The organism is Paenibacillus solani (assembly GCF_001277345.1).
GTDB classification, from domain to species: domain Bacteria; phylum Bacillota; class Bacilli; order Paenibacillales; family Paenibacillaceae; genus Paenibacillus_AQ; species Paenibacillus_AQ solani.
Map to the genome: position 1 here is coordinate 322,695 of NZ_LIUT01000003.1, position 22,405 is coordinate 345,099.

A 22,405-nucleotide genomic window follows, 5' to 3' on the forward strand; every position below is an offset into this window, starting at 1 on the left:
CGTATCCATGTCCTGGCTCTTGCAAGCCCTGCCGGTTATGTAATGCCATCATTATGTCGCTACCGTCCCTGGCTCGTCAACATGGAATGCTTTGTCTCTGTCTTGAAATTGGTTTACAATAGTCTGGAAGCATCATATTTAGAATCGTGACGACGGAGGGTACTATGCTATTTATCGATAATCAGGGGATCCATGATCCATCCATTAACCTAGCGATTGAAGAATATGCCTTAAAGCACTTGTCTACGGACGAAAGCTACCTTCTCTTTTATATCAACAAGCCTTCCATTATCATCGGAAAGCATCAGAATACGATTGAAGAGATCAATCAGGAATACGTTCGCGATAACAACATTCAGATTGTTCGCCGCTTGTCCGGTGGCGGAGCCGTATATCATGATCTCGGCAACTTGAATTTCAGCTTCATTACGAAGGATGACGGCCAGTCCTTTCATAACTTTCTGAAGTTTACACAGCCGGTCATCGATTTCTTGCAGAAGATGGGTGTCCCTGCTGAGCTCAGCGGTCGAAATGATCTGCAGGTCGGTGAGAAGAAAATTTCGGGGAACGCACAGTTCTCTACACGCGGGCGCATGTTCAGCCACGGCACGCTGATGTTTGATCTAAATCTGGATGATGTACAAGCCTCGCTGAATGCCAATCCGGAAAAATTCAAATCCAAGAGCACCAAATCCGTCCGCAGCCGTGTTGCCAACATCAAGGAACTGCTGGGCACTGATATGACCATTGAACAGTTCCGTGCGGAACTGCTCCGCTCCATCTTCGGTATGGAGCCGGACCAAGTGCCACAATACGTGCTTCAAGAGAAGGACTGGGAGGTTATCAACCAGATCTCAAAGGAACGTTACCAGAACTGGGATTGGAACTACGGACTGTCACCTGAGAGCAATGTGAAGCATGCCAAGAAGTTTCCGGTGGGAATTATCGATATTCGCATGGACATCCGTGAAGGACATATCGGCGAGATCAAAATTTACGGCGATTTCTTCGGTGTCGGCGACGTCACGGATATCGAGAACCTGCTGCGCGGTAAACGGTATGAAGAAACGGCAGTGCGCACCGCCCTATCCGAGATTGACGTCAAGCATTACTTCGGCAACCTTGAGTTCGACGATCTGATCGGCCTCATCTTTCTAGAGGAATAAAGCTCCTCGCAGCCAAATAAGCCTCCTGTCCCTGTGCTGCACGTATAGGGATGGGAGGCTTTTTCATCTGTAACAGAGTACTTCGGCTCAAGATGCCATAAATACATACCAAACAAGGACAAGGGTCAGGACAATACAGACATTCTCTACCATACGTCCCCATTTGCTTCCGGTGCTCATGATTTTCAGTTTAATTCTCCATTTAAACGGCGGGAGCGGACGAATTCCGCGGTTGGTCAGTGCATCTGCGAGCAAATGAATGGAATAGGATAATCCCCCGGCAAACCATAGACTTTCTCCGCCAGTCTTGTCCTGCGACGCAAAATAGAGCAGGCCCGTCCAAGCGGCAGCGGCATAAATGGTATGTGTAAGTCCCCTATGAGTCACCAAAGAGCCTGCAATCAGTACGCTGCCTGCGATGGTATTCCATGGGCTGAAGCTTTGGCCGAAGGATATCAATCCAAGACCAATGAGGAACATGACAATATGACGCAGCGTTCGGCTGGGCAGGTATGAGACGATCCCGATGAGTCCGGCCAGTGCGATGTTCCAAGGGGCATACTCTTTGCCGTAAAAGACAACGAATATCGCGGCACCAATCATGGCTAGCTGCAGAATTCGCAAAAGCCCGGAGGGAATAGCATTGCGAACCAGCAGGGAGTTAGGCTCGTCAATGTCGGGAAGAAGCGAGCTAACCAGAGCGACTGCGGCAGCGGGCAATGTAACAGGAACTCCACTCATGCCCATTACGGATAAAGCGACCCCTGTGCTAATAATCAAATGAGCTCTGCCCATCATGATGACGATCTTCCTTTCTAAGCTGTGTGTCGACTATGGATCGTTTGTCGGTCGTTCGTCCGATAGCCCAGGTTCACGAGAATATATGTTCGGTTTATTAGTATAGCAAAATCATCCTCTTTTTGTCTACCCCTTCCACTTTTTCCGGGTGCAAAAATAGTTGTCCGAATCCCTGTTATGGGATACAATTTGATCACTTGTTTAAAATGTGAATCTGGGTACATTTGTTTGGAAATCTCATCAAGAGCTGCACACTTTCTCGAAAGGATGACTACCTAGTGAATCGCTCACGAATTGCCGATATCAGCCTGCTTCTTGTGGCTATGATGTGGGGCTCCACATTCCTCATCGTCCAGCATGCGGTACGCGTGCTTCCGCCCATGGCCTTTAATTCGGTCCGCTTTCTGGGAGCAGCCCTGCTTCTGGCTTTGATCATCACCGTATTTTACCGGAGCCAGTGGAAGCAAATATCGGGTAAAATGCTGCTGCATGCTTGCTTGCTGGGTCTTTTTTTGTTCATAGGATACGCTTTTCAAACGGCTGGTCTTCTCTACACAACCACGTCCAATGCAGGGTTCATTACCGGTTTGTCCGTCGTATTGGTTCCCTTCCTGTCCTATGTCCTGCTAAAGCATGCCATCTCAAGATTTACCTGGCTCAGTGCATTGCTTGCAGCATCAGGCCTGTATTTGCTTACCTTCACCGGAGCCGGCATGAGCTTAAATAAAGGGGATTTGCTCGTATTTGTCTGCGCCATCGGCTTTGCCCTACATATCGGTTATACAGGCGTATATGCAGGGCGGTACCCCTCTCTAGTGCTGGCGGCTCTCCAGATGGCCGTTGTAGGGATACTCAGCTTGGTGGCTTCTGCATGGACCGAGCAGGTTGGTAATACATCTGAGATGATCGACAAGTTGACAAAGCCGGACGTGCTGTGGGCACTGGCCATATCCATCGGACCTACCAGCGCATTCGCTTTCTGGATTCAAACGGTCTGCCAGAAATATACCTCGCCTTCCAGAGTGGCTATCATCTATGCAATGGAGCCAGTATTCGCGGCAATCACCGGAATCCTGTTTGCGGGTGAACGGCTTACGTTCATCGGGGGCATCGGTTGTCTGTGTATTTTGGCGGGGATGATGATTGCGGAATTGAAGTCTGCGCCACAAAAGGTAAAATAGAGTTAGAAGAGACATAGACAGCATCAGAAGGAGAGATAACTATGACTACTTACAAATTGATGGCCATCGACATTGACGACACCTTGATCAATGACGATAAAGAAGTAACTCCCGGCGTCCAGCAGGCGCTTGAGCAAGCGGTCGCCCATGGTGTCGTTGTGACACTGGCAACCGGACGTGCCTATGCATCAGCCCAAGCGATCGCCCGTCAAACCGGACTCAACGTGCCTATCATTACCTATCAGGGCGCGCTGATTAAAAATCTGCTCGACGAGAAAGTTCTCTATGAACGCTTCGTTCCCGTTGACGCTGCCGTGAAGCTGTTTGAATACTGCGTGGAGCACAATCTGCATCTTCAAACCTACGTCGATGACAAGCTCTATGCCCGCGAAGAGAATCAAAAGCTTAAAGATTACTGTGCCCTGAACCGGACGCCGTATTATATCGAGCCTGATTTCTTGACGATGGTTCAAAAGCCGACACCAAAAATGCTCATTATCGATGATCCCGATTATCTCGATAAATTGATTCCTATATTCCGTGAGCTGCTTGGGGAGGATGTTCATATTACCAAATCCAAGCCGCATTTTCTGGAATTCATGCATAAGGAAGGCACCAAAGGACATGCCCTCACCTTCCTTGCTAATCATTTCGGCTGCGATCTCAAGGAAACCATCGCTGTCGGCGACTCCTGGAACGATCACGAAATGCTCGAAGCAGCCGGGCTTGGCGTTGCCATGGGAAATTCCATCGAGCCGCTTAAAGCGATTGCCGATTATGTTACGCTAGGGAATAACGAAGACGGCGTGAAGCACGTCATTGATAAATTTGTGCTTAACCAAGTTTAATCTACGCAACAAAATAGAAAGCACAACAATAAGCCTCCACGATATCCGTGGGGGCTTCTTCATGTCAGTTAATGGCCCTAGACCGCTTCTTACCGGTGCTGAGTCAGCAGAAACTTCTCGACGCATATCCATCAATCCCGGTCGGGGTTAAAAGTTAGAATCGGCTTCAGAAGAGCTGCATCATTGAAATCCAGCAAGCCTAACTCCATACATAGCTCCATCAATTTATGAATGCCGTTAAATTGCTGCCGAATCCGTTGATGAATGATGGACAACGCTTCGCGCACCAATTTTTTGGCCTGTTCAATACTCTGATGCTCCACAGCTTGAATAATATCCTTAATACTCTCCAGGTAATACACCGTTCGTCTTAGCGAGCAGATCAGCATGATCTGCCTGACATGTGAGGGGCTGTACAGCCGATATCCATTCTTGGGATTTCGATCTGGGGTGATCAGCCCTTCCTTCTCCCAGTGGCGGATCGCAGATGATTCCACGCCGCTCAGTTCGGCCACCTCACCAATCGTCATATGGGCTTTCAAACGTTTATTCTTGATGCTGTCAAGCTCTGGATTCTCGAGCAGGGCAAGCGTATCGTCGGCAACGGTTTTCTCCTGCTGCAGTTTAACTTGCTCCGCATTCACAATCCAGAGGGCTTCCTCCATCTCCCTCTTCTGGATGTGGCGAATCACATCATATGTAATCGGGTAACCGTACGCGGGGAACATGGCCCGCAGGCATCGGAAGTAGGCCAAATGTAAATGCGTATAGAGACGGTATCCCTTCTCGTTTCGCTCAGGAGAGGGCACCACTCCCATAGACTCATAATGCCTTAAAGCACTTGTACTGATACGCAGCTCTTTGGCGATATCCTTCGGTCTGTAGTAATGCATGTCGTCCCCCCTTGTTCAAGATCGAGAACCTACTTTACCAGAATTACTAGGCATAGGCAAACCTTGAATCTAAACCTTAAAGTGCTATGACAAAGTCTATGCAATTCATCCCCTAGAGTGGATTGAATTCGGTGTTTAGCGCCTTCTCACTTGCATCAATGTTGTATATTGATGGTGTGAAATCAAGTTAAACTCATTCTTAACAGCGGGAGGCTAATCGTAATGAATAAACACATAACCGAGGATTTTCCACAGAGCAAGGAATATATGGATCTCAGAGTAGAGGCAGGGCTGCCTGAGGTGGAGAAAACAGTCGCAGAGACAGCCCTCCCCCGCAGCTTATTATCCGTTCTCATCCGAGACGACAATAACCGGTTGATCGGTATGGGGAGAGTCGTTGGCGATGGCGCTTTCTATTTTCAACTGGTGGATATTATGGTCGCGATACCCTACCGGGATCACGGCATTGAGGAAATGCTCGTGTCCGAGCTGATGAAACACTTGGAAAAAATAGCGCCAAGCGGTGCAGAGATCACCGTCATCACAGACGTTCCCGGAATCAAGCTGTATCAGAATGCCGGCTTTAAGCTGCTGTACCCTGAACGGTATGGCATGGCCAGATTCCTGTAAGGAAATGATCCCTACAAGCGCGACTTAAAGCGGCAACCCTGCCGCATGTCCGCGCTGAAGCCTCACTGCATGGAAACAATCGAGCCGCACGCATGCCCTGCTACCTCAATATTTTCATTTATTTAAGCTCACGGTCATGCCTGCCATCGCCACCTGGGCCCCTGCGGGCAGCGGCAATTCTTGTCGAACGTCTACGTCATGCGACATATGGGTGTACACCGTCTGGCCAGGCTTCACCTCCGATATGAGCTCAGCCGCTTCCTTCATGTCATAGACGGAGCGGCTTTCGAAAGCGGCGGTTTCATGAACAAAGCTTGTCCCCAGCACCAGCAAATCCACACCTTTCAAAGGTTCTTTTTCTGCAGGGCTCAGATTAATCGAATCCGAGTTGTATACCCAAATATACCCCTCCTTCTGGAATCGGTAGGCGTATGAATACCCGTTCTGACCATGATTTACCTTCCAACAGCAAATCTCCCATCCGCCAAGAGTAATGCCATCATCCACGGCCGTCATGTCCATTTGGCGCGAAAGCCATGGATACTGGCGCATTATCTGGTACAGTACCTCGGAGGGCGCGTATAATCTTCCCTTCTCCCTCTGCCATCTGCAGGCATCGCTCCATTCCGGAAGGCCGCCGATATGATCAAAGTGAGCGTGCGTAATTAACATATCCCTCATCTTTCGCTTCCCAAGCCGTTCCATCATGACGCGCCAATCAGGTCCACAGTCGATCATAAAAAAAGTTTCCCCGCAATCCACCATCACCGAGGATCGTAAACGCCGGTTAACGCCTTTATCCCGGGCTTCCGTACATACGTCACAATCGCAGTATACCCGTGGGACACCCATGGCATCTCCAGTTCCCAAAAAAGTTAATGTATCTCCACTCATAGCCATCCCCCATGTATGTTGATTGGAATCTCCCAGTTACGTATATGAAACAACAAAGACCGCCGGGATCATCCCGAAACGGTCTTTCGTCATTTCTGCATAACGATGCGATTATTCTACCCGCTCATTAAGCAAATGAAGGTTTATTATCGTCAACAGCTCCGCTGATGACCTTGACGTACTTCTTATCTACACCTTCCACGGAAGGACCAACGTATACGCTGTTCTTGCTTGGTCGTCTTACCGAACGTTTCCGGGATTTCACGGTACTCATCATCGGTACGGGTCCACGAACCACCCAGCTGCCATTGGCGGACCCTTGTGGATGACCTGAAGTTCTCTTCTTCTCATTCCTGCTCACGACGAATCCCCTCCAACTAAATGCCTAATGGTACGAAGCAGCTCGCGATTCTGTTCCACAACACCCGCGAGATCTTCATCCGTAAGAATCTCATCTCCCGTAAAATGCACGGACAATACATGATTTACTCCTAAAGGATAGCAGAACACATACACCTGCGCAACTTCCTCTTCGTGATAAAATGCCCATTTTCCACTATTATAGACATCCATCACGTAAATCGACTGGTTGCTTAGCGAATGCTCCTTTTTCCCATCGAACGGGAAATACCGTCCTCTACCTACATTACCCCCAATTTGGGCAATGCCTTCATCTTTTCGTGCCCAGAAAGCGGCTCCGGTCACCCTGAATCCCCCTGCTGCCGGCGGCAGCAAAGAATTTCGCACAGCTTCGCTTAAGGCATGGTATTTTTCCTCTTGATCGCTCACATGCACATGACGGTTATATTCCCAGAAAAAATGCAGCACGCTTTGCTTGCGCCTAAGCTCAGCATCCTTCTCCTCAATCACGGCACTCGGGTTGTTATAGAACCCTTCCCTTTCGATCGCATTCAGAATATGCCCGCAGGCGACATCTACCGCTGATTTGTAATCATCGTCGCTGCGCAGTTCATATTCGAGCAGAGTAATTCCCTGTAGGTCGGAGAGAAGATGATAGTCCTTAACGATTACATCCTGTACGGAATGGTGATCTGACTCCACCTGATCGGGGATAATGCAGTACACCCTTCGTCGTCCCAGCCTTCCCCAGTACAGCCCCATTTCAAACAGTGTATTGTCTCGGGTGACAAATACATGTTTGCCTCGAATGAGTGCCACATCATCCGGAGAAAAGACGAACACACCAAAATCACTGGACGCCAGCTGTTTCTCCAAAGCTTCCATCGTATACATATTTGCCCCAAACGTTCCGCCATACCACGGGGTCACTTGGGCAGAACGCTTGATCTGTTCGTGGATCGCCCTTGCATACTTGATGGCTTCTCTGGAAGATCCTATGAATAAATTCGGCTTTGGCATGGTCATAGGCATACCTATTCTCCCTTTGTTATACATTTTAGTATTATTTGACCATTATAACAAAGTTGCCTATTTTTAGGTGGAAATTCTCTCCATGCAGGTTGGTACAGTATATGCTACGGGTTCAAAACAGACCCCATAAATAACCATGTGCCAGTATCGCGGTCTTCAATGGCGAAGAAAAAAGGGCGGTTGATATTCATGACGATCGGCTCGGACGGCGGAGCAGCACCTGCCTCGACCCCGACTGCTGTAACCGCTGCGGCCTCTGTCCCTTTTTCGCTGACATCGACAATCGTCCGGTGTTTGACATGATCGATATAAAATTCATCACCCTCCTCCGCCATGGAGCTAAAATCTGCTCTGCCGTAGTCGAATGCCTTTACCATTCCCAGGCTTTTGAGGTTATCCGAAAGTTCGAAGCCCTGCTCTGCCTTAAACTTGGGCAGCCCAAGCTGCACAGTCTCGAACGAATAACCCTCCTTCCAGATGGAGGCATCCCTCCACAACTGCTGATGCAGCTCATGGATCGATGATGATTCTTTCGGTAGAATGACCAGCATATGCATACGGTCGTCTCCATACGGAATGCGAATGGCCTGCCAGGACTCTCCTTCCTTGTAACCATACCTTCCTTCCTGTTTCATCATAGGTACAGATCTGTGCGTTCCGTCCGGCAGCGTGAATGGTTCGTCCACCGTGCGTGCCGGATCAAATTCCTCCATCCATCCGCCATTGAAATAAATAGCGTTGATCAGGACAGCGGCGCCGCCCGGAGGGCGGTCATAAATCGTTGGGATCATTCCACCGGTCTTTTCTTTCACCCATTGATTGATCGCCTTCATCCCCTCCTCCTGCTTAAGGTCCGTTTCCCTAACCTCTGCGCTGTATCCGCCCTTTACGGTCTCCATATAGGCTTTCCTCAGCTTGAGGCCTGTCCTGTGCCATACGGAATTCGCGACATTCAACACGACGCCTCCCCCGTTCTCCAGCAAGGACCGCAGCGAACGGTTTCCCTCGTTGATATCCGCAGTATTCATGCCCTTCCAGCCAAGCACGTCAGCAATCTCGGCTGCCGTCTCACCCGCGGCACCGTTATAAGCCAATGCCAGAGCTTGCGTAATGCTATACGGAGAAATAATCAGATTGTCGCTTTCCTGTCCAGCTATCTTGGATAACTCTTGATGCAGTCGCAAGCCGAAATCATTCTGAGCTTTCACCATGCCAATGTCGACCTTGCCCAATACCTCTTTTCGTTCCGGCGCCGACAATTCCTTCACTTTAGACTGCCTGTGCACATTGCTTTGGGATTCCCCTGGCTGAATTCCGCTGCCCTGTGCGCAAGCAGTAAGTCCTAGAAGCAGACATAGACCTGTTAATACCCTTCTTACTCTCATCATCTTGTCCCCCATCAATGTCAGATTCTGTATCTACCTGCTATTGACGGAATAAGGTCACCTAATGTTTCATATATAGGATCTTATATCCAGATCTAATTGGCAATGAACTTCATCACCGTTACAATGAAGGTTGGGATTTAACAACATATCTGACTACATACAGAGCGAAAGGAACCTATCTTCCATGCAAAAAATACGTCTTGTAGGCAGCAAGGTTACGCTGCGATCGAGAAAGCCCGAGGACACCCCGGTTTTATATCAATTAATCTATGGCACGAAGAATCCGGAATGGAAAAAATACGACGCGCCTTATTTTCCGCTCAAGCAGATTTCCTACGAAATTTTTGAAACCCAGTGGAATGCAGACTTTGAAACGGATCATTTCCCAAATGATCTGCTTATCGAAGTGGAGGGAAAGACGATTGGCATCGTTACGTTCTACTGGGAACATGAAGCATCCCGCTGGCTGGAAGCCGGAATCCTGATTTACGATCCGAGTCTTTGGAGCGGCGGGTACGGTACAGAGGCACTGTCATTATGGGTTGAATGCCTATTCCAACATCTCGATATCGCCCGTGTCGGTATCACCACCTGGTCCGGCAATCCGCGAATGATGCGCTGTGCTGAGAAGGTTGGGATGCAGCTGGAAGGGCGTATGCGCAAGTGCAGATATTATAAGGGAGTCTACTATGATTCCATTCGTATGGGGATCCTGCGGGAGGAATGGGAAGCACGAACAGCACGCTTGCCAGGTTAGGTTGCTGACTTTCCATAGATACAAAATAAACGAGCCTCCAGAAATAAGCTGGATAGGCTCGTTTTAGGTGTTTGCATTTCACTGTTTACGATAGACCATATTCCGAACGCAAGCGGTGCTCGCAAGCACGGGCGCATCATGCAGCAAGCCGTTATCAAAGTCCTGCCAGCACCTGATACCAAACTCCACGCTTGGAATACAGCGTCTCGCGAACTTCATCCCATCCTCCCAGGTATTCGATATCAAACAGTCCCGGCGGGTTGGAAAACTGATCCTTTGTCTGCGCCTGAACAGATTCTTCAACAGGACGGAAGCCATGTTTCACGAATATATTCTGCGCCTCCGGCGTACGTAAGTACTCAACAAAAGCCGCCGATACATCCTGAGTGCCGTGCTTCTTGGCGAACCGCTCCACAACAGCGGCCGGATTCTCGATCAGTATCGTATGCTGTGGTACAACGATGTCATACTGGACACCTTGTGCAATTCGGGCCAGCAGCTCATTCTCATAAGTTACGATGACATCGCCGACTCCATACTCGAATGCCGCCATCGATGCGCGGCCGCTTTTATCGAGCGATTCCACATTGCGATGAACCGCTTCAAGAAAAGACTTTGCTTCCGCAGAGTCCCGCTCCCCCTTCTCTTCGGATCGCTTCAACCCTGCTCCGTATATTGCATTAATGTCCCACTGTGCACCTCCCGAAGTCTTCGGGTTCGGATACACTACCTTCACGTCCGGTCGGGTCAGATCATCAAAATCCTGTATACCTTTGGGATTACCCTCACGGGTACCGAGAACGACAATCGATCGGGTTACCATGCCGTTATATGGCTGTGATTTCCATGCAGGATCGACCAGTCCCGCCCGAACCAGCTTATCGATATCCCCTTCCATGGCGAGCAGTGTAACATCAGCCTCAAATCCGCCTGTAATGGCACGAGCTTGTGTTCCGGAAGCCTCATAGGATTCCTGAAAATGTATGTCTTCTCCGGTTCGGTCCTTCCACTCGGCTTGGAAAGCAGGAATAATCTCTGATAGAGCATCTCTTGCTACGCTGTACGCGCCGAGCACGATCGTTCTTTCACCAGGGGACATCGCTTCTTGGCTGACAGGCTCATCACTGGCGCATCCTGCAATGAGCACACTGAAGAGAAGCGCCATGCCAACCAGCAGGGATGAGGCTCGCTTCATATTCAAGATTTGCATGAATCCACTTCCCTTCGTATATTTTTGGATCCATTAGATCATGATTGGCATCGGATCGACCTTCAGCCGGTTCTCCTCAATCCAGCTGTGCTCATCATTGAAGAGATAAGCCCGGTGAACGAGGACGCGGACCTCTTGACCCGGATGCAGTGTTTCCTTCTCCAGTGACCGGTAGGTGATCAGCTTATGGCCCTTAACCTCAACTTCTACCAGCCACTCGCTGCCGCGAAAATGCAAATGACGGACAATGCCAGTCTCGGTTGCAGACAGCACGCTGAAATCATGCTCGCTGCCAATCTCGATATATTCCGGGCGAATCAGCGCGCGCGTCGCATTCTTGTTAGATGCAGCCTCGAATCCTTTCAGCTCCGCAGCGCTCGAAATCACGGTCGACTCGCCAATGAAGGAAGCGACAAAAGGTGTAGTTGGCTCCTTGTAAATATCCCAAGGCGTTCCTTTCTGTTCTACTCGACCCTGGTTTATAATCATGATCTCATCCGCGACTTCAATCGCTTCGTCCTGATCATGCGTAACGAAGATCGATGTAATGCCGACCCGCTCAATCAGCTCACGAAGCCAGGAGCGCAGCTCTTGACGAATCTTCGCATCGATCGCGGCGAACGGCTCATCCAGCAAGAGAAGCTGCGGCTCAGGGGCCAGCGCTCTGGCAAAGGCTACCCGTTGACGCTGTCCACCGGATAATTGATGCGGATAACGGCTTTCGAAACCTTTTAAACCAGTCAGCTCGACCAGTTCCATTACTCGGTCTTTTATTTGGGCTTTAGGGGTCTTCTTCACCTTCAAGCCGAAAGCAATATTATCGAACACGGTCATATGTTTAAACAAGGCATAGTTTTGGAATACAAAACCGATACCGCGCTCCTGCGGCGGCAAATCATTCACCACTTGGCCATGAAAGGAAATTTGCCCGGAATCCGGATTCTCCAGCCCGGCAAGCATGCGCAGGATGGAGGTTTTACCGCCTCCGCTGGGTCCCAGCAGTCCGATCAGATGTCCCTTCTCGATCCCAAAGCTGACATTCTTGACGGCATGAAACGTGCCAAAATGCTTGTTTAAATCGCGAACCTCCACATGCATATCATTGCACATCCTTTCTTTTTTTGGCCCATTCCATCAGCAGCAAGATCCCTACCGAGAAGGCAGCCAATACCAATGCAACTCCGTTCGCAGCGGCCACATTAAAGTTCTCAACATCCTGATACACCAGCGTTGTTGCCGTCTGTGTTTTGTTCATAATGTTGCCGGACACCACCAGCACCGCACCGAATTCCCCTAATGAACGGGCTACCGTAAGCACCACACCGTACACAACCGCCCAGCGGATGGACGGCCATGTTACCTTCCGAAATGTTGTCCAGCCATATGCGCCAAGCGTTGCTGCCGCCTGTTCCTGATCATGCCCGATCTCCTGCAGGACTGGCATGACCTCACGAACCATCAGCGGAAACGTAACGAAGAGTGTCGCAATGACCATGCCTGGGAAAGCATACACGACTTTAAACCCGATCCCTTCAAAAAAACCGCCAATGATGCTGTCGGGACCAAGCAGCAGCACGATCATCAAACCGCCAATAACAGGTGAAACTGCATAAGGCAGATCGACAATGCTGTTTAGAACGCCTTTGATTCTTCGGCTAAGCCAGTTGGCCCGCACCAGATACAGCGCCATCATGATGCCAAACAATGCATTGAGCAGCGTTACAAGCACTACAATCAAGCCCGTCATCATCAGAGCGTGCAAGGCTTCCGGCCTCAGCAGCCCCTCCATAAATCCGTCCAGCCCCTTCTCGAATGCACCGATTGCAATTCGGGACAAGGGAATGATGAGCAGAATGATAAATACCACATACGTAAGTCCGATCCAAAGTCGTCTCAAGCCCGTCTCCCCCTCTGCTGTACCGTGCTTATCACCCACAGGATAATGAACGATAGAGTCAGGAGCAGGATCGATACCGCAGCCGCGCCTGCCGGATTATCACTCTCAACCTCTCCAAAAATAAAGACCGATGCAATCAGAGTTCTACCCGGAATATTACCGGCAACCAATACTACTGCGCCGAATTCGGCCAAAGCTCTTGAAAAGGCCAGCATTCCCCCGCTGATAATGCCCGGCAGCATCGAAGGGAGAATAACCTTAAAGAAGGTTCTTGCCTTGGAGGCTCCCATCGTATAAGCAGCTTCCTGCTCCAGCGGGTCCAGCTCTTCCAGGAGCGGCTGAACTGCGCGGATCACAAATGGAAAAGTAACAAACAGCATAGCAATGACAATTGCGGGCTGGTGGAACACGATCTGGGCGCCCATCTTCTCTGCAAGGCTTCCAAGCAAGCTTCCAGGTCCCAGCAGCAGTAGTATCATCAGGCCGCCTACAGCTGTCGGAAGCGCAAAGGGCAAGTCTACCAGGCTGTTTAGCAGCGTCCTTCCCGGAAATCGGTATCTGATGAGGACCCAAGCAATCATCGTTCCGATACAGACATTGATAAGAGTCGCGATGACACCCAGCTTAATCGTAAGCAGCACAGCCTTCCAGGCAATCGGATCCGCTATGCTCTCCGCAAAATGGGTCCAGCCAGAAGAGAATGATTGCACGTATATTCCAAAGATCGGAAATACGATCAAGGCAAGAAAATAAAGCAGCACGGTACTTCGAAAACCCCAAGTCCAACCTCTATGACGAATCCATGTTGTCATATCGTATCCCTCCCGCCTCCGGATGGCATTCCGGTCGACTCCACACACCATCTTTATATTTCCTATTTGTATACTTGGTTTTACTTTACACATACTTTACCAAATACGGAATCGGATCGTCAATCCATCTTTTTCAACTTATCGGGTAAAATAATAGAAATGGAAAAATATGAGGAGGTATTTAATATGCTGTTTACTGGTGAGTTGGAGACAAAAGGCCGGGATGAAATGAGGGATATCACGAGGGAGATCATCTCCGTTGTGAAACAAAGCGGGGTTCAGCAAGGCACCGCCTTGATTTATTGCCCCCATACGACTGCGGGCATTGCCATCAATGAGAATGCCGATCCCGATGTGAAACGAGATGTACTGATGTCCTTGGATGAAGTCTATCCATGGGAGCATCCCAAATATCGCCATGCTGAGGGCAACACGGCTTCCCATCTCAAATCGATCACCTGCGGCCCTTCCCAAACGGTTATCATTCAGAATGGACATCTTCTTCTTGGTCGTTGGCAAGGCATCTATTTTTGCGAATTTGACGGGCCAAGACAGCGTCAATATCATGTGAAGATCATGGAAGGATAACCTCAAACCTCGCAGCCCGATCGAAATAGCCGACTGCTTACCAATTCCAAACACAAAGAAACAGACAGGTACATGCAAGGGAGCGTGCATCTGTCTGTTTCATTTCATTAGGCGATTGACGTTTCAACGCTAGGCCGTTGTAACGGATTGAAGTACTGGGCTATGCTTCAAAGTACATATAATAATCAGACCCTGCTATACAAGCTCCGACATAGCACTTTAACATGGGTATGAGCGGCGGGTTTGATCTCATCAAAACCAATCCTGTCCTGAATATAATACGATATGAATCCATGCAGCGACAAAAACAAAGTCAGCGGGACGGTTCGCCGCTCTTCCTCATCGTAATTCTCTTCAAGCAAATACTGACGAACCAGCATAGCAAACATTTCAAAACAGCGTCCCTGCTCAGCGCGACAGTAGGACAGCAGCTCTTCGTCCCGAATCATGAACATGATTTCGTACTGGTAAGGATGATCCAGACCGAAACGGACGAATTCCAGCATCAACTGCTCCAGCTTCGATACCCCGTCACAAGGAGGCTTTCCCGAGACTTCCAACAGCAAATCATTAAGATCATTAAAGTCCTTCACGACAATGGCGTAAAACAGCTCCGCCTTTTCCTTAAAATGATAATACAAGGAGCCGTGGCTATAACCCAGATGCTGGCCGATGCTGCGCATCGAAATGGCCCTGTACCCTTTGGTTATGAACAAATGCCTGGCTGCTTCCAGTATCCGCTCTCTCGACAACTCGCGTTCTACTGCTCTTCTTGCCATATTATTTTATTCCCCTTCAATAAAATAAAGCCGCTCTCCCTCCGTGATCAAGGACTGCCCCTGTGTCAAATCCACCATCCAAGTCATAAAGCTCTCCGCATCAGCATCGAGCGGCAAGCAGGTCAAAGTCACCGTGTCGGCAAAATTTGTCTCACCCATACGAACGCTTCGGTTACGAAGCTCGTTCTCCACTTTACCCAGCCACGTATAATCCAGCTCGACGAAAATCTCCCGGTGAAGCACCCTTGTGATCGGTTCGCCTGACTCGATCGCTGCCACGGCACCGTCGGTATAGGCCCGGATCAATCCGCCTGCACCCAGCATAATACCGCCAAAATAACGCGTGACCACTATGGCTACATTCTTCCGCCCCTGATTGCGGAGCACTTCGAGAATCGGCTTGCCAGCCGTTCCACTTGGTTCTCCGTCATCCGATTGCTTCTGAATCTCGTCCCGCTCACCAATCATATAAGCGGAACAGTTATGTGTGGCATTCCAGTGTTTTTTCTTGATGTCTTCAATAAAAGCGACGGCTTCCTCTTCGGTTTCCACCGGCATCACATGCCCGATGAATCGCGATTTCTTGATAACAATCTCCTTGGAACCCGCCTGACGTACCGTTTTGTATCGATCCAGCATGAAACTACAACCACCTCTATATTGCCAAGAAAGCAGTCCACGGCTATATTATGCCCGCGGACTGCTTCCTTCAGCGTCTTGCGTCATCCATGTGAAAGTGTCAGGTTTATTCGGAAAGTCTAGCTTCCAATTCGGCCTTCTCTTTCTCGTACCCAGGTTTGCCGAGCAATGCGAACATATTCTTCTTGTACGCCTCTACACCCGGCTGGTCAAACGGGTTGACACCTAACAGATAGCCGCTGATACCGCAGGCCTTTTCGAAAAAGTATACCAGATATCCGAACGAATAGGGAGTGAAATCTGGAATTGTCACAATCAAATTCGGAACTTGTCCATCGGTATGGGCCAGCATCGTTCCCTGGAAAGCCTTTTTGTTGACAAAATCCAATGTTTTTCCAGTCAAGAAGTTCAAACCGTCCAGATCATCCGGATCCGATTCAATCGTAATATGCTCGGATACATTCTCAACCTGAATGACCGTTTCGAAGATGTTGCGGCTGCCTTCCTGGATGAATTGACCCATGGAGTGCAAGTCGGTAGAGAAATCGACGGAAGCCGGATAGATGCCTTTGTAGTCTTTCCCTTCACTCTCGCCGTAAAGCTGCTTCCACCATTCCGATACGTAATGCAAGGACGGCTCATAGTTCACCAGGATTTCGATGCCTTTGCCTTTGCGGTATAGAGCATTACGAACCGCTGCATACTGGTAAGCTTCATTCTCGGCAACGTTAGGGTTGCTGTATTCTTTAGCAGCGTCAGCCGCACCCTGCATCATTTCTTCAATGTTGATGCCTGCCGTAGCAATCGGAAGCAGACCAACTGCGGTCAGCACAGAATAACGTCCGCCCACATCATCAGGGATAATGAAGGACTCATAGCCTTCCTCGGTAGCCAGCTTTTTGAGGGCGCCCTTCTCTTGGTCCGTTGTAGCGTAAATGCGTTTGCGTGCTTCTTCCTTGCCGTATTTCTTCTCCAGTTCTGCACGGAAAATACGGAATGCGATAGCCGGCTCTGTCGTTGTACCGGATTTGGAGATGACATTGACGGAGAAGTCTTTGCCTTCAATTAATTGAAGCAGATGCGTAACATAAGTGGAGCTGATATTGTTACCTGCAAAATAAATCTCCGGCGTCTTGCGCTGGTCTTTGGACAACTCGTTATAGAACGAGTGCGACAGCATTTCGATGGCTGCTCTTGCCCCGAGGTAGGAACCTCCGATACCGATAACGATCAGAACGTCCGAATCGCTTTGGATTTTGGCAGCCGCTTTCTGGATGCGCGAGAATTCTTCTTTATCATACTGAGTCGGCAGGTCGATCCAGCCCAAATAATCGGAGCCGGCTCCTGTACCTTTATGTAGCTGTTCATGTGCTGTGCGGATCGGCTCAGCAAAGTAATCAACTTCGTGTTGGTTGACAAAAGTCAGTGCTTTACTGTAATCAAATTTGATTTTTTTAGTCATGCCTTAAACCTCCAGTTAATTTAGAAATAGGATACTTTAATTTAATAAAGACCGCAAGTTTCATGGGAGAACTGTCATTTATTCTTCATGTCCTGCGTCTCTTCAATCTTTCACTAATACTGGCTTCGCCTCAAGAACCCATGCTAAGATGGAATGGATCGGGAATCCATATTAAAGGTGATGTAGCTATGAAGAAAATCGGATTTATCGGACTAGGCACCATGGGTGCGCCCATGGCTTCCAATCTGTTGAAACAGGATTATGATGTGACCGTGTACAATCGTACCCAAGAAAAATGCCGTCCGCTCGCCGAGCAGGGAGCTTCCATCGCGGACACCCCTCGCCAGGCGGCACATGGGCAGGACTTGGTTATTACGATGGTAAGCAATGACCAATCCATCCGGGATGTATACTATGGAGAGAACGGTCTGCTTGCTTCCCTTACGAGCGGAATGACCGTCGTGGATTGCAGCACGATCTCAGAAAGCCTTGTTAAGGAAATTGCTTCGGTCGTTTCGGGCCTTGGCGCTTCCTTCCTGGACGCCCCGGTAACTGGCAGCAAGCCAGCAGCGATCGATGGCACCTTGGTCTTCATGGTTGGCGGCGAAGCCGCAGTCATCGAAGCGCATGCGGATGTCTTTGATACCTTAGGCAAAAAAGTCATTCACATGGGGCCAAACGGCAGCGGAGCTGTCGCAAAGCTTGCCCATAACACCATTGTAGGCATTAACAATCTGGCGCTTGCCGAGGGCTTTGCCATCGCCGCCAAATCAGGCATTCCCGCGGACAACTTTCTGGAACTTGTACAGTTAGGATCAGCCGGCAGCAAAGCAGCTGAGCTGAAAGGACGCAAAATTATTGACGGTGATTTCAGCAATCAGTTCTCACTCGGGCTAATGCTCAAAGACCTCAAGCTGGCGTCTTCACTAACTGACGGCATCGGCATGCCTTCTCCAATGCTGAACCTGGCCAAAAGCCTGTTTCAAGCAGGTGCGAGCGAGGGCTTTAGCGAAGAGGATCTCTCCGCTGTTGTGAAATGCTATGAAGCCTGGATCGGCCAAAAAATCGGCGGACAACAATCTTAACCAGACAAGCCATGCCTTGTCTTATCACGGCTCCTTCTTCTAGTTTTACGGTCATCCGGACTAGGAGAAAGGAGCCATTTTTATAGTTTTCCCCCTCTTATTTCCCTCCGGAAGAAACTTTTCTCAATTTCGTTCCGTCTACTATACGAAGGGAGGAAATACAAAATGAATTGGACCAAAGGATTAAAAACTATGGTAGCTGCTGCCATACTCACCACTGTACTGTCTCCTGCCATTGCGGTTTCACCGGTTTCTGCCGCTTCCAAACCTACCGCTACCATTAACAATGTAAAGGCAAGCGGTGAAGTGCTGATTCGGCAAGGTACCACTTTCGTTACCCTAACAGATCTGAAGCCACTGGGTAACTACGTCATAAAATACGACAACAGCAAGAAGCAGGTGACCATTCAAGGTGATAACAAAACGGTGATTCTTACGGCAGGGCACACCAGCATGGACATCGGCGGAGTAAAGAAGACGCTCCCTGCTGCCCCTGTGCTGCATAAAGGCAAGACCATGATTCCCCTAAGGGCCGTTGCCCAAGCTTTTGATGCCAGCGTCTATTGGAATGGTTCTCTAAAGACAGCCTATATTAATAAGGCCGAAGCCGATATCATCTCCGACTTAAAGAGCTCAGATCTGGCCACCGCACGAAATGCGGCGACTCGGCTTGCTTATACATCCCAATTGAAGAAGCCTCAATTGGAAATGTCCCCTGTAGAAATGCAAGGCTGGGATTTTTACTTTCCAAAAGGCGAAACCAATCGTTACTTCATGGTCGATAATGATATCGCCAGCTACTTCGAAATCCACGGCGGCGTCAAATATCTGAAATGGCAAGGCAAGCTGGACTACAATGCCAAGGTACCGGCAAAACAAAATCTGTTCTTCCTGCCCGCAATTATAGCGGAGATCGGCAAGCAGCCGGATGTCAGCAATTCGACGTTTGCGTATTTCGTATTCCGTTATCCTTCCGGCGTGACCAGCTACCGCTTGATCAATCACACCGATGAATGGGCAGCCGGATGGGTGGAACTGGACAGCAGTGATCCTGATTATCGAGGCGAGATCGTATCGATTCCGGAAGAATGAGTCCATGATACATTTACCCTGGATGATATGCATTGATATCAGACATTGACAAGAAGGGTTCGAAGCCACCGGCTTTGAGCCTTTTTTGATTTTATTTACGTCTACAAACCCCTCGGTCACTCTGAGAAAGCTCTTCAAGCTGTGCAGGGTTTGGAGTACCGAATTTTTCACTTATGCATCAGCCTGTTACATGGTCGGATAAGAGCAGCAGTAATCCGTAACCGTACGAACCTCTAGCTTAAAGCTAGAATTGCCAGGAACATTGAAGGTCGTGCTGTCTTGGATCTCGAGCCATTCCTGCTCACCTGGCAGCAGGACACGCAGATCACCGGACAGAATTTCCATAATCTCAGGGCCAGCAGTGTCAAAATCATAGCTTCCCGGAAGCATGATCCCCAGGGTTACCTTCTCTCCATTTTCCAGCAATACCGTACGGCTGGTTACCTGTCCGTCATAGTACACGTTAGCTGCTTTCGTGATGGTTGCATTCTTAAACAGTGACATCGGCTCATCGCCTCCTCCAAAATATGTAAAGCTGTATATATGACGGCACCCGCATGAAGCGGGTGCCGGAACAACCATATGGAGTTATATCACAAATATTTTACAGCAAGCCTTTTACGCGGCTAACCACGTTCTCAACCGTAAAGCCATACTCGGCAATGACGCGGTCGCCAGGAGCGGATGCGCCAAATGTGTTGATGCCAAGAATAGCGCCTTGGTCGCCGACATAACGCTCCCATCCAAACGGATGAGCCATTTCGATGGCAAGACGAGCTTTGACGTTCGGAAGCAGCACGGAATCCTTGTATGCCTGATCCTGGCTGTCGAACAGATCCCAGCTTGGCATGCTGATTACGCGAACAGCGATTCCTTCTTCAGCCAGTGCTTCCTGTGCTTTAACAGCAAGCTGAACCTCGGAACCCGTTGCAATGATTTGAGCTTGTGCGTTACCGTCTTTCACATCGGAAACAACATAAGCGCCGCGTTTGATGCCTTCACGCGCTTGGTCCACCGCACCTGCAAGGATTGGCAGATTCTGACGAGTCAGCACCAACGCTACAGGACGATCTGTATTTTCAACCGCATACGCCCATGCAGCGGAAGTTTCGTTAGCATCCGCTGGACGAATCACAGTCAGACCTGGGATGATCCGCAAGGAAGCCAATTGTTCGATCGGTTCGTGCGTAGGTCCATCTTCGCCAACAGCGATACTGTCATGCGTCAATACATACGTAACCGGCAGCTTCATGATGGCAGCCAAACGAACAGCTGGACGCAGGTAGTCTGTAAATACGAAGAACGTACCGCCGAAAATTTTCAGTCCGCCGTGGAGTGCGATACCGTTCATAGCACCAGCCATCGCGAATTCACGAACGCCATAATAAACGTTGCGGCCTTCATAGCTCTCTGCCGTGAAGGATGCCAGGTCGTTCAGATGCGTCATCGTGGAGCTTTCCAGGTCAGCCGATCCGCCGAGCAGCTGCGGTACGCCTGCAGTCAAACCGTTCAGCGCTTTACCGGATGCCACGCGAGTGGAAACCGCTTTGTCATCTGCGCTGTACTTCGGCAGGTCTTTGTCCCAGCCTTCAGCCAATTCACCGGATTCACCGCGCTCGAATTGCGCTGCCAGCTCCGGATAAGCTTCTTTGTATTTCGCGAACTGATCAACCCAAGCTTGATAAGCCGCAATACCACGGTCTTTCACTTTGCCGAAATGCTCACGTACTTCCTCAGGTACATAGAAATCTTCTTCATATACCCACTTATAGAAGTCCTTGGTCAGCTTCGCTTCTTCGGTACCAAGCGGGGAACCGTGCGTACCGCCAGATCCGCCTTTACCTTGTTTGTTCGGGCTGCCGTAACCGATCACAGTCTTCACTTCGATCAGTGTTGGGCGGTTCGTATCAGCTTTCGCTTCTTCAATCGCTTTCTCGATCGCAGGCAAATCGTTACCGTCTTCCACGCGCAGCACTTGCCAGCCATAAGCATCAAAACGCTTCGCTACATTCTCGGAGAAGGCCAGATTAAGCTCGCCATCAAGGGAGATGTCATTTGAATCATACAGCATAATCAATTTCCCGAGCTTCAGATGGCCTGCCATCGAAGCGGCCTCCGATGCAACGCCCTCCATCATGTCGCCGTCGCCGCAAATCGCATACGTATAATGATCCACTACATTAAAGCTATCTTTATTGTAAGTCGCGCCCAAGTGAGCTTCTGCCATTGCCATCCCCACAGCCATCGCCACACCTTGTCCAAGCGGACCTGTTGTTGCATCAACACCAGCGGTATGGCCAAACTCAGGGTGACCAGGCGTCTTGCTGCCCCATTGACGGAACTGCTTCAAATCTTCAATGGACAAGTCATAGCCGCTCAGGTGAAGCAAGCTGTAGAGCAGCATGGAGCCATGGCCCGCAGACAAGACAAAACGGTCGCGGTTAATCCACGTCGGCTCTTGCGGGTTATGATTCATCGTCTTCGCAAACAATTGGTAGCCCATAGGTGCAGAACCCATCGGCATGCCCGGGTGACCGGATTTCGCTTTCTCGATAGCGTCAATCGCCAGTGTCCGGATCGTTGCGATAGACAGATTGTCGATCGTTTGGTTATGTTCGGTTGTCATGATTCGTCCTCCTCAAATCTTTTCCATAGTAAGCTTCAAAAATGAAGGCTTCTTACGTCCTAACCTCCCTAATTCACATGTATCAGAGCAGTTAGGAATGTTGAGAATATCATTTTGACTCTTATTGTAACACCACACGTCTTTCATTTCCAGAACGTAATTGTCAATGTGATGTAAAAGTCACCAAGGCAGCCACCATCCCACTTGCATTATTTCCCTTAATAGTCCGGTTATAACCGGATTCGACATCCCTTAAACGATTTCGTGA

Annotated in this window: 23 protein-coding genes; 8 read left to right on the top strand and 15 right to left on the bottom strand. The window is 49.5% G+C overall.

From position 1 onward, the window contains the following. Positions 1 to 164 precede the first annotated feature (164 nt). Positions 165 to 1,166 carry a lipoate--protein ligase gene (gene lplA, locus AM231_RS18785; RefSeq protein ID WP_054403995.1) on the top strand — a complete coding sequence of 334 codons (1,002 nt, stop codon included), beginning with the start codon at positions 165 to 167 and terminating at the stop codon, positions 1,164 to 1,166. 87 nt (positions 1,167 to 1,253) lie between these two features. Here the strand turns inward: lplA and AM231_RS18790 are convergent, their stop codons facing one another. Next, the gene (locus AM231_RS18790) at positions 1,254 to 1,964 is read right to left on the bottom strand and encodes a metal-dependent hydrolase (RefSeq protein ID WP_054403996.1); all 711 of its coding nucleotides are present in this window, start codon (positions 1,962 to 1,964) and stop codon (positions 1,254 to 1,256) included. A gap of 278 nt (positions 1,965 to 2,242) precedes the next feature. On the opposite strand from AM231_RS18790, the gene AM231_RS18795 reads away from it, so the two are divergent. Continuing rightward, positions 2,243 to 3,145 (top strand): DMT family transporter, encoded by a 903-nt coding sequence (locus AM231_RS18795; protein WP_054403997.1) that lies wholly within the window; start codon positions 2,243 to 2,245, stop codon positions 3,143 to 3,145. A gap of 41 nt (positions 3,146 to 3,186) precedes the next feature. Beyond that, the gene (locus tag AM231_RS18800) at positions 3,187 to 3,993 is read left to right on the top strand and encodes a Cof-type HAD-IIB family hydrolase (RefSeq protein WP_054403998.1); all 807 of its coding nucleotides are present in this window, start codon (positions 3,187 to 3,189) and stop codon (positions 3,991 to 3,993) included. A gap of 131 nt (positions 3,994 to 4,124) precedes the next feature. On the opposite strand, the gene AM231_RS18805 is transcribed toward AM231_RS18800, so the two are convergent. After that, on the bottom strand, positions 4,125 to 4,886 hold the full coding sequence (locus AM231_RS18805; RefSeq protein ID WP_054403999.1) for a TioE family transcriptional regulator: 762 nt from the start codon (positions 4,884 to 4,886) through the stop codon (positions 4,125 to 4,127). Positions 4,887 to 5,108: 222 nt separating this feature from the next. Here AM231_RS18805 and AM231_RS18810 point away from each other — a divergent pair, with 222 nt between their 5' ends. Next, positions 5,109 to 5,516: a GNAT family N-acetyltransferase gene (locus AM231_RS18810; RefSeq protein WP_054404000.1), complete on the top strand. Its 408-nt coding sequence runs from the start codon at positions 5,109 to 5,111 to the stop codon at positions 5,514 to 5,516. Between the two features lie 114 nt (positions 5,517 to 5,630). Here the strand turns inward: AM231_RS18810 and AM231_RS18815 are convergent, their stop codons facing one another. The 4 genes from AM231_RS18815 to AM231_RS18830 all read right to left on the bottom strand — a co-directional run bounded on the left by AM231_RS18815 (position 5,631) and on the right by AM231_RS18830 (position 9,190). Next, on the bottom strand, positions 5,631 to 6,410 hold the full coding sequence (locus AM231_RS18815) for an MBL fold metallo-hydrolase (RefSeq protein ID WP_054404001.1): 780 nt from the start codon (positions 6,408 to 6,410) through the stop codon (positions 5,631 to 5,633). Positions 6,411 to 6,537: 127 nt separating this feature from the next. Continuing rightward, positions 6,538 to 6,771 carry a hypothetical protein gene (locus tag AM231_RS18820; protein ID WP_053491793.1) on the bottom strand — a complete coding sequence of 78 codons (234 nt, stop codon included), beginning with the start codon at positions 6,769 to 6,771 and terminating at the stop codon, positions 6,538 to 6,540. Beyond that, entirely contained in the window at positions 6,768 to 7,796 is a 1,029-nt protein-coding gene (locus tag AM231_RS18825) for a TIR domain-containing protein (protein ID WP_053491792.1), read from the bottom strand. Before AM231_RS18825 ends, AM231_RS18820 begins: the two co-directional genes overlap by 4 nt. 110 nt (positions 7,797 to 7,906) lie before the next feature. Continuing rightward, positions 7,907 to 9,190: a serpin family protein gene (locus AM231_RS18830; protein WP_242615237.1), complete on the bottom strand. Its 1,284-nt coding sequence runs from the start codon at positions 9,188 to 9,190 to the stop codon at positions 7,907 to 7,909. A gap of 184 nt (positions 9,191 to 9,374) precedes the next feature. On the opposite strand from AM231_RS18830, the gene AM231_RS18835 reads away from it, so the two are divergent. Beyond that, positions 9,375 to 9,947, top strand: a complete 573-nt coding sequence (locus AM231_RS18835; RefSeq protein WP_054404003.1) for a GNAT family N-acetyltransferase — start codon at positions 9,375 to 9,377, stop codon at positions 9,945 to 9,947. Between the two features lie 154 nt (positions 9,948 to 10,101). On the opposite strand, the gene AM231_RS18840 is transcribed toward AM231_RS18835, so the two are convergent. From AM231_RS18840 to cysT, 4 genes are read right to left on the bottom strand one after another with little or no spacing between them, the layout of a single operon-like run. Then, positions 10,102 to 11,157: a sulfate ABC transporter substrate-binding protein gene (locus AM231_RS18840; RefSeq protein WP_054404004.1), complete on the bottom strand. Its 1,056-nt coding sequence runs from the start codon at positions 11,155 to 11,157 to the stop codon at positions 10,102 to 10,104. A gap of 33 nt (positions 11,158 to 11,190) precedes the next feature. Next, complete coding sequence (locus AM231_RS18845; RefSeq protein ID WP_054404005.1) at positions 11,191 to 12,255, bottom strand: sulfate/molybdate ABC transporter ATP-binding protein; 1,065 nt, start codon at positions 12,253 to 12,255, stop codon at positions 11,191 to 11,193. A gap of 1 nt (position 12,256) precedes the next feature. After that, the gene (locus tag AM231_RS18850; RefSeq protein WP_053491787.1) at positions 12,257 to 13,054 is read right to left on the bottom strand and encodes a sulfate ABC transporter permease subunit; all 798 of its coding nucleotides are present in this window, start codon (positions 13,052 to 13,054) and stop codon (positions 12,257 to 12,259) included. Further along, positions 13,051 to 13,866: a sulfate ABC transporter permease subunit CysT gene (gene cysT, locus AM231_RS18855; RefSeq protein ID WP_054404006.1), complete on the bottom strand. Its 816-nt coding sequence runs from the start codon at positions 13,864 to 13,866 to the stop codon at positions 13,051 to 13,053. Before cysT ends, AM231_RS18850 begins: the two co-directional genes overlap by 4 nt. A gap of 186 nt (positions 13,867 to 14,052) precedes the next feature. Here cysT and AM231_RS18860 point away from each other — a divergent pair, with 186 nt between their 5' ends. Beyond that, positions 14,053 to 14,454, top strand: a complete 402-nt coding sequence (locus AM231_RS18860; protein ID WP_054404007.1) for a secondary thiamine-phosphate synthase enzyme YjbQ — start codon at positions 14,053 to 14,055, stop codon at positions 14,452 to 14,454. Between the two features lie 185 nt (positions 14,455 to 14,639). Here the strand turns inward: AM231_RS18860 and AM231_RS18865 are convergent, their stop codons facing one another. The 3 genes from AM231_RS18865 to AM231_RS18875 all read right to left on the bottom strand — a co-directional run bounded on the left by AM231_RS18865 (position 14,640) and on the right by AM231_RS18875 (position 17,334). Then, the gene (locus tag AM231_RS18865) at positions 14,640 to 15,233 is read right to left on the bottom strand and encodes a TetR/AcrR family transcriptional regulator (protein ID WP_053491784.1); all 594 of its coding nucleotides are present in this window, start codon (positions 15,231 to 15,233) and stop codon (positions 14,640 to 14,642) included. A gap of 6 nt (positions 15,234 to 15,239) precedes the next feature. Then, positions 15,240 to 15,872 carry a YigZ family protein gene (locus AM231_RS18870; RefSeq protein ID WP_053491783.1) on the bottom strand — a complete coding sequence of 211 codons (633 nt, stop codon included), beginning with the start codon at positions 15,870 to 15,872 and terminating at the stop codon, positions 15,240 to 15,242. 106 nt (positions 15,873 to 15,978) lie between these two features. Next, on the bottom strand, positions 15,979 to 17,334 hold the full coding sequence (locus AM231_RS18875) for a glucose-6-phosphate isomerase (RefSeq protein ID WP_054404008.1): 1,356 nt from the start codon (positions 17,332 to 17,334) through the stop codon (positions 15,979 to 15,981). A 62-nt stretch (positions 17,335 to 17,396) separates the two neighbouring features. Here AM231_RS18875 and AM231_RS18880 point away from each other — a divergent pair, with 62 nt between their 5' ends. Both AM231_RS18880 and AM231_RS18885 read left to right on the top strand, forming a co-directional pair. Continuing rightward, positions 17,397 to 18,419 (top strand): NAD(P)-dependent oxidoreductase, encoded by a 1,023-nt coding sequence (locus AM231_RS18880; protein WP_278044642.1) that lies wholly within the window; start codon positions 17,397 to 17,399, stop codon positions 18,417 to 18,419. Between the two features lie 165 nt (positions 18,420 to 18,584). Continuing rightward, a complete protein-coding gene (locus AM231_RS18885; RefSeq protein ID WP_054404009.1) occupies positions 18,585 to 19,511 on the top strand; it encodes a copper amine oxidase N-terminal domain-containing protein in 927 nt (308 codons plus the stop codon). Positions 19,512 to 19,697: 186 nt separating this feature from the next. On the opposite strand, the gene ppnP is transcribed toward AM231_RS18885, so the two are convergent. Together ppnP and tkt are read right to left on the bottom strand one after the other, a co-directional pair. Then, a complete protein-coding gene (ppnP, locus tag AM231_RS18890) occupies positions 19,698 to 20,015 on the bottom strand; it encodes a pyrimidine/purine nucleoside phosphorylase (RefSeq protein WP_054404010.1) in 318 nt (105 codons plus the stop codon). 100 nt (positions 20,016 to 20,115) lie between these two features. After that, the gene (tkt, locus tag AM231_RS18895) at positions 20,116 to 22,137 is read right to left on the bottom strand and encodes a transketolase (protein ID WP_054404011.1); all 2,022 of its coding nucleotides are present in this window, start codon (positions 22,135 to 22,137) and stop codon (positions 20,116 to 20,118) included. Positions 22,138 to 22,405: the final 268 nt, after the last annotated feature.